This window comes from Variovorax sp. 679 (genome assembly GCF_003952185.1).
Classification (GTDB): Bacteria; Pseudomonadota; Gammaproteobacteria; order Burkholderiales; family Burkholderiaceae_C; genus Variovorax.
The window spans coordinates 216,949-229,864 of the sequence record NZ_RXFS01000005.1 but is presented as its reverse complement, the minus strand read 5'-3'; the positions used below and the strand labels follow the sequence as shown (position 1 = coordinate 229,864).

The window sequence follows — 12,916 nt, the reverse complement described above, 5'->3', positions numbered from 1 at the left end:
TCAATGAGCCACACCACCCTGGATTCCAACGCACTGCGCGCCCCCGCCTCGTCGTCGACCGCCAGCAACATCATGCGCGAGCTGTTCGCCGTGATGCCCATCGTGATCTTCTACAAGGCCGCGCGCGCCGCGCTGATCCAGCGCCGCTCGGCGCCCGTGCAGCGCTGAGCCGCAACACCGGATCCGCACCTCTCGAAGAGCGCGCGCGAGTCACTCGCCGCGCTCTTTTTCCTTGGTGCCTTCGAAGGGCACGATCTGCGAGATCAGCGACGGTCCGTCGCTCAGGAGAAAGTCCTTGAAGGCCTGCGCCACCGGCGGCAGCCGCTTGCTGCGCCGGTGCACCACGTACCAGTTGAGCATCAGCGGAAAGCCTTCGACGTCGAGCACGCGGAGGCTGCCCGCGCGTAGCTCCTGGCTCACCGTGTGAGCCGACACGAAGCTCACGCCCATGCCCGCTATCACCGCCTGCTTGATGGTCTCTGTGCTGCGGATCTCCATCGCGACGTTGATGCCGCTCAGGTCGCCGCCGAAGCCGTCTTCCATCGAATGCCAGGTGTCGGATGCCTTCTCCCGCACCACGAAGGGCTCGCGCATCAGCCTCTGCATCGCGATCTTCTTCTCGCCCACCAACGGATGGCCCGGCGCGGCGACGATCACATAAGGATGCGGCGCGAACGGCTGGTTGACGGTGTCGAGGTCTGTGGGCGGCCGCACCATGATCGCGAGGTCGGTGAGGTTCTCCGCGATGTGGGTCAGGAGCCCCGCGCGGTTGTGCACGGTGAAGTTCAGCGTCACGCCCTGGTGGCGGCTCGCGAACTCGACCAGCAGGCGCGGAAAGAAGTAGTCGCCCGCGCTGATCACGCCCACGTTGAGCTTGCCGCCCGAGACGCCCTTGAACTGCATCATCGCGTGCTCCGCCGCCTCGAACTGCTGGATGATCGCGCGGCTGATCTGCAGCAGCTCGGTGCCCGGGGGCGTGAGGTAGATCTTCTTTCCGAACTGCTCGAAGAGCGCGTTGCCCGCATGCTCCTCGAGCTTGCGCACCTGCGTGGAAACGGCGGGCTGCGTGAGGTGCAGCTCCTCGGCCGCGCGCGAGAAACTCAGCAGCCGCGCCACCGCCTCGAAGACCTTCAGCTGGCGCAGGGTGGCGTGCTTCATCGGCTCAGTGCGGTATTCGCGCGACGTGCAGGAGATTGGTGGTGCCCGACTGTCCGAAGGGAAGGCCCGCGACCACCACCACGTCGTCGCCCGCCTTCGCGAAGCCCTCGGCGTGCGCCGTGCGGCACGCGCACTCGATCATCTCGGCCACGTCGTGCACGTCGTCGACCAGCACCGCGTGCACGCCCCAGACCATCGCCATGCGGCGTGCCGCTGCAATGTCGGGCGTGAGGCTCAGGATGGGCACTGCCGGGCGCTCGCGCGCCGCGCGCAGGCTGGTGAAGCCCGACGAGGTGTACGTGACGGTGGCCGCCGGTGCGAGCAGCGAGGCCACCTGGCGAAGCGAGGCGCACACCGCGTCGGCCGTGGTCGACAGCGCCGCGTCGTGCGTGGCGTCGATGCCCGCGCGGTACGACGGATCGGCCTCCACGCGCGCGATGATGCGGTCCATCATCGCGACCGCCTCGAACGGGTACTTGCCCGAAGCCGATTCGGCGGAAAGCATCACCGCATCGACGCCGTCGTACACAGCGGTCGCCACGTCGGACACTTCCGCGCGCGTTGGCACGGGCGAGGCGATCATCGATTCGAGCATCTGCGTCGCCACCACCACCGGCTTGCCGCGCTTGCGGCATGCGCGAACGATCAGCCGCTGAAGCTCCGGCACCTGCTCGGGCGGCAGCTCCACGCCGAGATCGCCGCGCGCCACCATGATGCCGTCGCACAGCGCGACGATCGCGTCCAGATGCTCGATGGCGGCGGGCTTCTCGAGCTTGGCCATGATCCAGGCGCGCGAGCCGATGATGGCGCGCGCCTCCTCGATGTCCTCTGGCCGCTGCACGAACGAGAGCGCGACCCAGTCGACGCCCATCGAAAGGCCGAAGTCCAGGTCGTCACGGTCCTTCGGCGTCAGCGGCGAGATCGGCAGCAGCACGCTCGGCACGTTGACGCCCTTGCGGTCGGAGATCGGTCCGCCGACCAGCACCGTGGTCTCGGCGAAGTCGGGGCCATGGCTGTCCACGCGCAGCCGCAGCTTTCCGTCGTCGAGCAGCAGCTCGGTGCCATCCTGCAGCGCGGCGAAGATTTCCGGGTGCGGCAGCGGCGCGCGGCGTGCGCTGCCGCTGGCCTTGTCCATGTCGAGCCTGAAGCGCGCGCCCGCATCGAGTTGCGCGCGGCCGCCCTCGAAAGAGCCCAGCCGCAGCTTCGGCCCCTGCAGGTCCAGAAGAATGCCGATGGGCCGGTCGAATTCCTTCTCGAGCCGGCGGATGGTCTCGAGCCGCCGCGCATGGTCGTGCTGCGTGCCATGGCTGAAGTTGAGCCTGAACACGTCCACGCCGCGCTCGAACAGCGCGCGGATGGCCGATTCCTCCGTGGTGGACGGGCCGAGGGTGGCGACGATCCTGGCGCTGCGCGTGCGTCTCATGGCTTCATGCCATTTCGTGCAGCTTGACCCGGCCGCGCTGGTCTTCCATCGTGCGCGCGAGCAGCTTGACGAGGCTGTAGACGGTGTCGATGTGCGGCGTCGGCGTCTCGGTGAGCCGGGCCAGCTCGACCACCGCGCCGACCAGCGCGTCGATCTCGGGTGCGCGGCCCGCTTCCACGTCCTGCAGCATGGAGGTCTTGTGCTTGCCGACCTTCTCGGCACCCGCGATGCGCTTCTCGAGCGTCACGCGGAACTCGATGCCGAGCTTGTGCGCGACCGCCTGGGCCTCGCGCATCATCGCCGCGGCAAGCTCGCGCGAAGGCGGGTACTGGCAGATGTCGACGAGCGTCGAATGCGAGAGGCTGCTGATCGGGTTGAAGGTGAGGTTGCCCCACAGCTTGAGCCAGATCTCCGCGCGGATGTTGTCGAGCACCGGTGCCTTGAAGCCCGCGCCGGTGAAGCAGGCCGAGACGCGGTTCACGCGCTCGCTCGCCGAGCCGTCGAGCTCGCCGACGGGGAAACGGTCGCCCTCGATGTGCCTGACCACGCCGGGCGCGATGAGCTCCGACGCCGGATAGACCACGCAGCCGATCACGCGCTGCGCCGGAATCTTCGCCGCGACGACGCCCGAAGGATCGACGCTGCGCACCGGGGTGCCTTCGAGCGCACCGCCGTGCTTGTGGAAGTACCAGTACGGGATGCCGTTCTGCATGGTCACGACCACCGTGTCGGGCCCGAAGAGCTTGGGCACGTCGTTGGCCACGGCCTCGACCTGGTGGGCCTTCATCGCGAGCACGACGATGTCCTGCGGGCCGGCCTCGTCATAGCGGTCGGTGGCCTTCACGTTGCGCGCCACCTGTTCCTCGCCCTCGGCCGAAACCAGCTTGATGCCGTTGCGCGATATGGCGTCGAGATTCGCGCCGCGCACGATGAACGTCACTTCCTCGCCGGCCAGCGCGAGCTTCGCGCCGACCAGTCCGCCGATGGCGCCCGCGCCGATGATTGCAATCTTCATGTCGATCCCCAAGAGTTGAATTCGTTGCGCGGTCAGCCGAAGCGATTGCTGAGCCTGCCGATGCCGCCGATCTCGATCTCCACGAGGCTGCCGGGCTTCATCGAGCCGACGCCGACCGAGGTGCCGCAGAGGATCACGTCGCCGCGGTGCAGCGTCATGTCCTGCGAGATGAGGCTCACGAGCTGTTGCACCGAGAAGCGCATGTCGCTGATCGGATAGTCCTGGCGCACCTCGCCGTTGAGCAGCGTGGTCACGGTGAGCGCGGTGGGGTCGAGGCCGGTGGCAACCACCGGACCCATGGGGCAGAAGGTGTCGAAGCCCTTGGCGCGCACCCATTGCGCGAAGGAAGCGTCGCGGTTCAGGATGTCGGCCACCGTCACGTCGTTGGCGCAGGTGTAGCCGAACACATGGTCGAGCGCGTCGCCTTCGGAGACGGCGGTGGCGGTCTTGCCGATCACGATGCCGAGCTCGCCCTCGAACACCACCTTGCCGTCGCACAGCGGCTTGCGGATGGGCGCGCCGGGCGCGAGGTACGAGTTGGGCGTCTTCAGCAGGTACAGCGGCTCGGCGGGCACCGGCAGGCTGAGCTTGGCGCCGAGCGCGTGGAAGTTGTTCCACAGCGCGATCACCTTGGTGGGCTCGGTGGGCGTGAGCAGCTGCAGCCCCGCCAGCGCGAACACGCGGCCGGTGGGCTCGGAGCTGCCGAACATGTCGCCCTGGCGCTCGTGCACGGCGTCGCCTTCGAGCGTGCCGAAGCCGATGCCGCCGGCGTGCTCGAAGCGGACCCATTTCCTCTGCTGCTGCTGTTCCATGTTGTTGTCTGCTTTCTGGATGGATGATGAAATTCGGGCCCGTCGCCGGTCGGTCAGTCGAACGGGAGGTAGTCGGGAATCACGAGCGAGGCGAGCAGCTTCCCCATGTCCGCCGGGTTGCGCGTGACGTGGATGCCGCACTCCTTCATCACCGCGAGCTTTTCCTGCGCGGTGCCGCGGCCGCCGGAAACGATGGCGCCCGCATGGCCCATGCGCTTGCCGGGCGGCGCGCTGGCGCCGGCGATGAAGCCGATCACGGGCTTGGTCATGTGGTCGCGGACCCAGCGCGCGCATTGCTCCTCTGCATCGCCGCCGATCTCGCCGACCATGATCACGGCGTCGGTGCGCGGGTCGTCGTTGAACATCTTCAGCACGTCGATGTGCCGCAGCCCACCGACCGGGTCGCCGCCGATGCCCACCACGGTCGACTGCCCGATGCCGAAGCTCGCGAGCTGGCTCGCGGCCTCGTAGGTCAGCGTGCCCGAGCGCGAGACCACGCCGATGCGCCCGCGCTGGTGGATGTGGCCGGGCATGATGCCGATCTTGATTTCGCCGGGCGTGATGAGGCCGGGGCAGTTGGGGCCGAGAAGCACCGTCTTGCGGCCCTGCATGCGATGGCGGGTGCGGATCATGTCGCGCACAGGAATGCCTTCGGTGATGCAGATCACCAGGTCGAGTTCGGCATCGACCGCCTCGTCGATGGCTGCGGCGGCGAAGGGCGGCGGCACGTAGATCACGGAGACCGTGGCGCCGGTCTCGGCCTTCGCCTCCTTCACCGTGCCGAAGATCGGGACGCCGGCCATCGACTGGCCGCCCTTCAGCGGATTCACGCCTGCCACGAAGCAGTGCCTGCCGTTGCCGTACTCCAGGCAGGCCTGCGTGTGGAACTGGCCCGTCTTGCCGGTGATGCCTTGCGTGATGACGCGGGTGTGCTTGTTGATCAGGATGGACATGCGGCGAGCTCCATCGAGTGTTGGAAAAAAGGGCGCTTCATCGCTGGCGCTCCCAGTTGCTGGCCGCACCGATGGCCCGCTGCGCCGCCTCGGCCATGTCGTCGGTGTTGATGATCGACAGCCCCGACTGCGCGAGGATGGTCCGCCCCAGGTCCTCGTTGGTGCCCTTCATGCGCACGATCAGCGGCACCTTGAGGCCGGTCTCGCGTGCCGCGGCGACCACGCCGTGCGCGATCACGTCGCACTTCATGATTCCGCCGAAGATGTTGACCAGAACCGCCTTGAGCTTCGGGTTGCGCAGCATCAGCTTGAAGGCTTCCGTCACCTTCTCCGGCGTGGCGCCGCCGCCGACATCGAGGAAGTTGGCGGGCGCGCCACCGTAGAGCTTGATCACGTCCATCGTCGCCATCGCAAGGCCGGCGCCGTTGACGAGGCAGCCGATGTCGCCGTCGAGCGCGATGTACGAGAGATCGAACTTCGAGGCCTCGACCTCCACCGGGTCTTCCTCGTCGGTGTCGCGCATCGCGGCGATCTCCGGCTGGCGGAAGAGCGCGTTGGCGTCGAAGTCGAACTTCGCGTCGAGCGCGATCACGCGGTTGTCGCGCGTGAGCACCAGCGGATTGATCTCGGCCAGCGAGGCGTCGCTGCCGTCGAAGGCCTTGTAGAGGTTCTGCATCAGCACGCGTGCCTGCACCACCGAGCGCTCGGTGATGCCGATGCGGCGCGCCATGCCGTCGGCTTCGGCGATGCCGAGGCCGGTGTCGGGGTTGATGAAGAGCTTGTGGATCTTCTCGGGCGTGCGCGCAGCCACCTCCTCGATGTCCATGCCGCCTTCGCTCGATGCCATCAGCGCCACGCGCTGCGAATTGCGGTCGACCACGAAGCCGAGGTACAGCTCCTTGTCGATCTCCACGCTCTCCTCCACCAGCAGCTGCTTCACCACGCGGCCCTCGGGGCCGGTCTGGGGCGTCTTCAGCGTCATGCCGAGCATCAGGTCCGCGTGGCGCCGCACTTCGGCAACAGACCAGGCGGGCTTCACGCCGCCGCCCTTGCCTCGGCCGCCCGCATGGATCTGCGCCTTGACCACCCAGGCGCGGCCGCCGATGCGGGTGGCGGCGTCCGCAGCCTCGTCGGGCGAGCGGCAGACGAATCCGCGAGGCGTTGCCACGCCGTATTGGCGCAGCACTTCCTTGCCCTGGTATTCGTGGATGTTCATGGCTGGAACGGGCTGTTTATTCGAATGGATGAATTTCAGGCACCGAGCTCGACGCCATGACTTTCCGCCCAATTGAAATAGCTCGAGGAGGCCATTTCCCGCTTCCGGTGAATTTCCTTCTTCTGCTCGATGGCAATAGCCAGGAATTCGGCGTCGTAGGCCTTCAGCAGATGCGGCTGATGGGTCTTCAGGTAATGGCCGATGCGCTCGTTGGCGTCCTGCCCAACGCCCATCAGGCGGTCGTAGGTTTCGCCGTCCCAATGCCAGCGCAATCCCAATTCGAAGAATGCGGCGTTATAGGCATTGCGCTCGATTTCGTCGCGCCAGTATTGAACGGGTGAATGGTTTTCCATGACCTTCTCCTTGAATGAATGCCGAATTGATGAATCGATTGAAGAATTCCGGCGAGTTCAAAATGTAGGATCGATGGACGATAAATAAAAATTAAATGAATTTATAAAAACCATTCACCATGAGTTATGGATTGGAGGCGCGCAATTCGCAGGCGCAGGAACCCTCCGCGCTGCCCACGGGCAGCGCTTTCAAGACTCGTAGATGACGGAAAGGCGGGCCTGCGCCGCGCCTCAGATCACGCGTTCGGCCCGCAGGGTCGCCAGGTCGTCCGCGCTGTAGCCGAGCTGCCTCAGCACTTCCTCGGTGTGTTCGCCCAGCAGCGGTGAACGCGTCACCTCCGTCGGGCTGTCGGACATCTTGATGGGGTTGCCCACCGTCAGGTACTTGCCGCGCACCGGGTGGTCGACCTCGACGATGGTGCCGGTCTCGCGCAGCGATTCGTCCGCGGCGATCTCCTTCATCGACAGGATCGGCCCGCAGGGAATGTCGTACTCGTTGAGGATGTCCATGGCCTCGAACTTGGTCTTGGTCATGGTCCACTGCTCGATGCGCGCGAAGATCGGCTTCAGGTGCAGCAGGCGCGCGGCCGGCGTGGCGTAGGCCTCGTCGTTGATCCAGCCTTCCTCGCCGATGACCTTGCACACCGCCGGCCACACGGCCGCCTGCGTGATGAAGTAGATGTACGCGTTCGGGTCGGTCTCCCAGCCCTTGCACTTCAGGATGGAGCCCGGCTGGCCGCCGCCCGATGCGTTGCCCGCGCGCGGCACCGCGTCGCCGAACTTGCCGTCGGGGTACTGCGGGTACTCGTGCATGGTGCCGGTGCGCTCCAGGCGCTGCTGGTCGCGCATCTTCACGCGGCACAGGTTGAGCACGGCGTCCTGCATCGGCGCGAGCACCTGCTGGCCGCGCCCGGTGCTGTTGCGCTGGAACAGCGCCGCGACGATGCCCAGCGCCAGATGCAGGCCGGTGCCGCTGTCGCCGATCTGCGCACCGGTCACGAGCGGCGGGCCGTCCTCGAAGCCGGTGGTGGAGGCCGCGCCGCCGGCGCACTGCGCCACGTTCTCGTACACCTTGCAGTGCTCGTACTTGCCGGGCCCGAAGCCCTTGACCGAGGCCACGATCATGCGCGGGTTGAGCTTCTGGATGTGGGCCCAGGTGATGCCCATGCGGTCGAGCGCGCCGGGCGCGAAGTTCTCGACCAGCACGTCGCAGGTCTTGATCAGGCTGTCCAGGACCTCCTTGCCCTTGGGGTTCTTGGTGTCCAGCGTGATCGAGCGCTTGTTGTGGTTCAGCATCGTGAAGTAGAGGCTGTCCGCACCGGGGATGTCGCGCAGCTGGCCGCGCGTGGCATCGCCTTCGCCGGCTCGCTCCACCTTGATGACGTCGGCGCCGAACCATGCCAGCAGCTGGGTGCAGGTGGGGCCGGACTGCACATGGGTGAAATCGAGGATTCGAACGCCCTCGAGTGCCTTGCTCATTGCCTGTCTCCTTCTTTGATCATCGTGGCTTCGACTTCTACCAGACGGGCGCGCAATTTGCGCTCCTCGGCAAAGCGGGCGGTCTCGTCGCGCACGATGGCAACGATGCCCGTGACCTCGTGATCGGCGGAGAACAGCATCGACACCGTGAAGGCGATCGACAGCGTGTGCCCGTCCTTGTGCAGCGCCGGCACGCGCAGCAGGTCGGCGCCGTACTTGGTGACGCCGGTTTCCATCGTCTTGTTGTAGCCGTCCCAGTGCCGCTGGCGCTGCCTCTGGGGAATGATCAGGTCGAGCGACTTCCCGAGCGCCTCGGCCTCGGTGAAGCCGAAGATGCGTTCGGCGGCGCGGTTCCACAACGTGATCGCACCTGCCGCATCGCACACCATGATCGCATCGCCGGCGCCTTCGACGAGCTGCTTGAAATCGACATTCGCTTGCATATGTACCTCCGGCGCTTCATTCCGATCCAGACCCTTACGCTACCGCCTCTCTTCCAGGGACACCGCGGAACCGGCTCCGCCGGGCCGCAGGTGTCGCCCCCTCGAAGGGGGGAGGCGCTGCCACACGAAGTGGGCAAGCCTGGGGGTGAGCCTTTTACACGGCCTTGGCTTCGCGCAGGTTGGAGATCTGGTCCTTGCTGTAGCCCAGCTCCGCCAGCACTTCTTCGGTGTGCTCGCCCAGGAGCGGCGAAGCGGTCACTTCGGGCTTGAGGTCCGAGAACTTGATCGGGCTGCCGATGGTCCAGTAGCTGCCGCGCTCCTTGTGCGGGACTTCGACGATCGATCCGCTCTTGCGCAGCGACTCGTCGTGCAGCAGTTCCTTCATCGACAGCACCGGGGCGCAGGGAATGTCGTACTTGCGGAAGATGTCCACCGCCTCGAACTTGGTCTTGTCCTTGATGAAGTCTTCGATGGTGGCGAAGATCTGCTCGATGTGCGGCTGGCGGGCCTTGGCCGTCATGTAGTCGGGATCGGTCTTCCACTCGGGCTTGCCCAGCGCCTCGCAGATCGGCTCCCAGGCGTGGCCCTGAACCGTGAAGTAGATGTACGCGTTCGGGTCGGTCTGCCAGCCCTTGCACTTCAGGATCCAGCCGGGCTGGCCGCCGCCGCCGGCGTTGCCACCGCGCGGCACGACCTTGTCGGCGAATGCGCCCATGTCGTGCGGGTACTGCGGGTATTCCTCGAGGTAGCCCACGCTGTCCAGGCGCTGCTGGTCGCGCATCTTCACGCGGCACAGGTTGAGCACCGCGTCCTGCATCGAGCAGGCCACCTTCTGGCCCTTGCCGGTCTGCTGGCGGCCGATGATGGCCGTCAGGATGCCGATGGCGAGGTGCATGCCGGTGTTGGAGTCGCCCAGCGCGGCCGCCGAGATCGTCGGGACGGAGTTCTCGCCCTTCCACCAGCCGGTGGTGGAGGCGGAGCCGCCGGCGCACTGCGCCACGTTCTCGTACACCTTCAGGTCCTCGTAGTGGTGGCCTTCGCTGAAGCCCTTTACCGACGCGACGATCATCTTGGGATTCAGCTCCTGCAGGCGCTCCCAGGTGAAGCCCATGCGGTCCAGCGCGCCGGGGCCGAAGTTTTCCACCAGCACGTCGGATTCGCGGATCAGCTTTTCCAGCACGATCTTGCCCTCGGGCTTCTTCGTGTCCAGCGTGATCGAGCGCTTGTTGCTGTTGAGCATGGTGAAGTACAGGGCGTCGACATTCGGGATGTCGCGCAGCTGGCTGCGGGTGACGTCGCCGGCGCCCGGGCGCTCGACCTTGATCACGTCGGCGCCGAACCAGGCCAGCATCTGCGTGCACGCGGGACCGGCCTGCACGTGCGTGAAGTCGATGATCTTGATGCCGCTGAGTGGTTTGTTGTTGCTGCTCATTTGGGTATCTCCTTGAATGATGGAAACGCGGGTTACTTCTTCTTCGCCGTGGCGGGGTTCAGGCTCGTGATGCGCCCGCTCTCGGTGCCGGCGGTCTCGTCGATGACGGCGTTGATCAGGGTCGGGCGGCCCGAGGCGACGGCCTCGGCCAGGGCCTTCTGCAGTTCGTCGGCGGTGGTGGCGTGCACGCCTACGCCGCCGAAGGCTTCCATGAGCTTGTCGTAGCGCGCGTTCTTGACGAACACCGTGGGCGCCACGTCGCTCGTGCCGCTCGAGTTCACGTCGGTGCCGCGGTACACGCCGTTGTTGTTGAAGACGATGACGCAGACTGGCAGGTTGTAGCGGCAGATGGTCTCGACCTCCATGCCGCTGAAGCCGAAGGCGCTGTCGCCCTCGATGGCGATCACCGGCTTGCCGGTGACCACGGCCGCGGCCACCGAGAAGCCCATGCCGATGCCCATGATTCCCCAGGTGCCCACGTCGAGGCGTTTGCGCGGCTCGTACATGTCGACGATGCTGCGCGCGAAGTCGAGCGTGTTGGCGCCCTCGTTGACGACGATGGCATCGGGCCGCGCCTTCACCTGGTCGCGAATCACGCTGAGCGCGCTGTGGAAGTTCATCGGCGAAGGCCGCGCGGCCAGCGTGGCGGCCATCTTCGACAGATTCTTGTCCTTGCGGTCGGCGATCGCGCCGGTCCAGTCGGCCGGCGGCTTGGCCCACTTGGCGTCGATGCCGCCCAGCAGCGCGGCAACGCAGGAGCCGATGTCGCCGATCACCGGCGCCTCGATGGCGACGTTGCTGTCGATCTCGGTCGGCGCGATGTCGATCTGGATGAAGCGCTTGGCGCCTTTCTCCTGCGCCCAGGTCTTGCCCTTGCCGTGCGAGAGCAGCCAGTTGAGGCGCGCGCCGATCAGCACCACCACGTCGGCTTCCTGCAGCACGTAGGAGCGCGCCGCCGCCGCCGACTGCGCGTGCGTGTCGGGCAAGAGGCCCTTGGCCATCGACATCGGCAGGTAGGGAATACCCGTCTTCTCGACCAGCGCGCGGATGTCGGCATCGGCCTGCGCGTAGGCGGCGCCCTTGCCGAGCAGGATCAGCGGGCGCTTGGCGTCCTTGAGGATGTCGAGCGCGCGCTTGACGGCATCGGGGGCGGGGATCTGGCGCGGTGCCGGGTCGATCACCTTGATGAGCGACTTCCTGCCGGCAGCCGCATCCATGGTCTGCGCGAAGAGCTTGGCGGGCAGGTCGAGGTAGACGCCACCGGGGCGGCCCGACAGCGCGGAGCGGATGGCGCGCGCGATGCCCACGCCGATGTCTTCGGCGTGCAGCACGCGGAAGGCGGCCTTGCACAGCGGCTTGGCGATGGCGAGCTGGTCCATCTCCTCGTAGTCGCCCTGCTGCAGGTCGACGATCTCGCGCTCGCTGGAGCCGCTGATGAGGATCATCGGGAAGCAGTTGGTGGTGGCGTTGGCCAGCGCAGTGAGGCCGTTGAGGAAGCCCGGGGCCGACACTGTCAGGCAGATGCCGGGCTTCTGCGTAAGGAAGCCGGCTGCGGCGGCCGCGTTGCCGGCGTGCTGCTCGTGGCGGAAGGAGATGACGCGCAGGCCTTCTGCCTGGGCCATGCGCGTGAGGTCGGTGATCGGGATGCCGGGCAGGCCGAAGATGGTGTCGATGTCGTTCAGCTTGAGGGCATCGATGACGAGATGGAAGCCGTCGATGGTCTCGGCTGCCGGCGTGTCTTCCGCCAGGTTCTTGATGGCGCGGACCACCGATTCGCCACCATCGGCATCACGGCTTTTCGCAGGCTTGAGGGCTTCGTCCAGCGTGGTGGTTGCCTCTTTCTCTGTTCTGACTGAAGACATGTCTCTCCTTCTGCATGGGTGAATGGCCAAGGCCCGAGCCAAGACTATGATTCGGGCTCAAGCTTTCGGCCGTTGACCTCGGTCAACTTTCCCGAAAACGGCGCCACCCCCGATGACCACCGGCGCTGGCAGCGAAATCGAGCAAGACGGTGACCATGACGTTGTTGGAAAACCATCCGGAGAAGAACATCATTCGCGCCCAGCTCCGGCAGAACGTCCTGCTCAAGGACCTGAGCGAAGCGGACCGCGCCGAACTGGAAGCCCACCTGGTGATCGTGGACGGCAACAAGGGCGAGTTCCTGTTGCACCAGGGGGTGCGGGAGATGGAGCAGTACTTCATCCTCGACGGCATCCTCAAGCGGGTGGTGAGCAACCCGGAGGGCAAGGAAATGATCCTCCGCTTCGCCGACGAGAACGACATGGAGACGAGCTATGCCGCGCTGCGGCTGGGCACGCCGACGCCCTACGGCATCGTCTGCGTGACGAAGGCAAGGGTCGCGAGCCTGCCGCTGAAGGAGTGGATCGCCTTCCTGAACAAGCATCCGCAGACGAAGGAGCTGTTCGAGTTCCTGGTGATGCGCGGGATGAGCGAGATCATGGCGCACACGATCACGCTGCACCTGCTCGATGCGGCCGGGCGCGTGCATCGGTTCATGCGCAAGCACCCGGAGTTGGAAGACCGGATTCCGAGCAAGGAGCTGGCGTCCTATCTGAATCTGTCAGCGGAAACCCTTAGTCGGCTTCGCAAGCGCGGGAAGATCTAGCGCTCC

General features: G+C 66.2%; 13 protein-coding genes. 2 read left to right on the top strand and 11 right to left on the bottom strand.

Annotated elements, in window-relative coordinates; all coding sequences use genetic code 11:
- Positions 1-3 precede the first annotated feature (3 nt).
- Positions 4-168 carry a hypothetical protein gene (locus EJO71_RS34340; RefSeq protein ID WP_164546829.1) on the top strand — a complete coding sequence of 55 codons (165 nt, stop codon included), beginning with the start codon at positions 4-6 and terminating at the stop codon, positions 166-168.
- A gap of 42 nt (positions 169-210) precedes the next feature.
- Here the strand turns inward: EJO71_RS34340 and EJO71_RS14325 are convergent, their stop codons facing one another.
- The 11 genes from EJO71_RS14325 to oxc form a co-directional block, all read right to left on the bottom strand.
- Positions 211-1,158, bottom strand: coding sequence for a LysR family transcriptional regulator (locus EJO71_RS14325; protein ID WP_125949427.1), 948 nt, complete (start codon positions 1,156-1,158; stop codon positions 211-213).
- A 4-nt stretch (positions 1,159-1,162) separates the two neighbouring features.
- Positions 1,163-2,581, bottom strand: a complete 1,419-nt coding sequence (pyk, locus tag EJO71_RS14320; protein ID WP_125949428.1) for a pyruvate kinase — start codon at positions 2,579-2,581, stop codon at positions 1,163-1,165.
- Between the two features lie 4 nt (positions 2,582-2,585).
- Positions 2,586-3,596 carry a 2-dehydropantoate 2-reductase gene (locus EJO71_RS14315; protein WP_125949429.1) on the bottom strand — a complete coding sequence of 337 codons (1,011 nt, stop codon included), beginning with the start codon at positions 3,594-3,596 and terminating at the stop codon, positions 2,586-2,588.
- Between the two features lie 32 nt (positions 3,597-3,628).
- Positions 3,629-4,408: a fumarylacetoacetate hydrolase family protein gene (locus EJO71_RS14310; protein WP_125949430.1), complete on the bottom strand. Its 780-nt coding sequence runs from the start codon at positions 4,406-4,408 to the stop codon at positions 3,629-3,631.
- Between the two features lie 53 nt (positions 4,409-4,461).
- On the bottom strand, positions 4,462-5,361 hold the full coding sequence (gene sucD / locus EJO71_RS14305; RefSeq protein ID WP_125949431.1) for a succinate--CoA ligase subunit alpha: 900 nt from the start codon (positions 5,359-5,361) through the stop codon (positions 4,462-4,464).
- Positions 5,362-5,398: 37 nt separating this feature from the next.
- Entirely contained in the window at positions 5,399-6,577 is a 1,179-nt protein-coding gene (sucC, locus tag EJO71_RS14300; protein WP_125949432.1) for an ADP-forming succinate--CoA ligase subunit beta, read from the bottom strand.
- A 35-nt stretch (positions 6,578-6,612) separates the two neighbouring features.
- Positions 6,613-6,930: a hypothetical protein gene (locus EJO71_RS14295; protein WP_125949433.1), complete on the bottom strand. Its 318-nt coding sequence runs from the start codon at positions 6,928-6,930 to the stop codon at positions 6,613-6,615.
- Between the two features lie 231 nt (positions 6,931-7,161).
- Positions 7,162-8,409 carry a formyl-CoA transferase gene (gene frc, locus EJO71_RS14290; RefSeq protein WP_125949434.1) on the bottom strand — a complete coding sequence of 416 codons (1,248 nt, stop codon included), beginning with the start codon at positions 8,407-8,409 and terminating at the stop codon, positions 7,162-7,164.
- Positions 8,406-8,852: a PAS domain S-box protein gene (locus EJO71_RS14285; protein WP_116267013.1), complete on the bottom strand. Its 447-nt coding sequence runs from the start codon at positions 8,850-8,852 to the stop codon at positions 8,406-8,408. Before EJO71_RS14285 ends, frc (EJO71_RS14290) begins: the two co-directional genes overlap by 4 nt.
- 154 nt (positions 8,853-9,006) lie before the next feature.
- Positions 9,007-10,284 (bottom strand): formyl-CoA transferase, encoded by a 1,278-nt coding sequence (gene frc / locus EJO71_RS14280; protein ID WP_125949435.1) that lies wholly within the window; start codon positions 10,282-10,284, stop codon positions 9,007-9,009.
- 32 nt (positions 10,285-10,316) lie between these two features.
- The gene (gene oxc, locus EJO71_RS14275; RefSeq protein WP_125949436.1) at positions 10,317-12,146 is read right to left on the bottom strand and encodes an oxalyl-CoA decarboxylase; all 1,830 of its coding nucleotides are present in this window, start codon (positions 12,144-12,146) and stop codon (positions 10,317-10,319) included.
- A gap of 155 nt (positions 12,147-12,301) precedes the next feature.
- Here oxc and EJO71_RS14270 point away from each other — a divergent pair, with 155 nt between their 5' ends.
- Positions 12,302-12,910 (top strand): Crp/Fnr family transcriptional regulator, encoded by a 609-nt coding sequence (locus tag EJO71_RS14270; RefSeq protein WP_125949437.1) that lies wholly within the window; start codon positions 12,302-12,304, stop codon positions 12,908-12,910.
- The last annotated feature ends 6 nt before the right edge of the window (positions 12,911-12,916 follow it).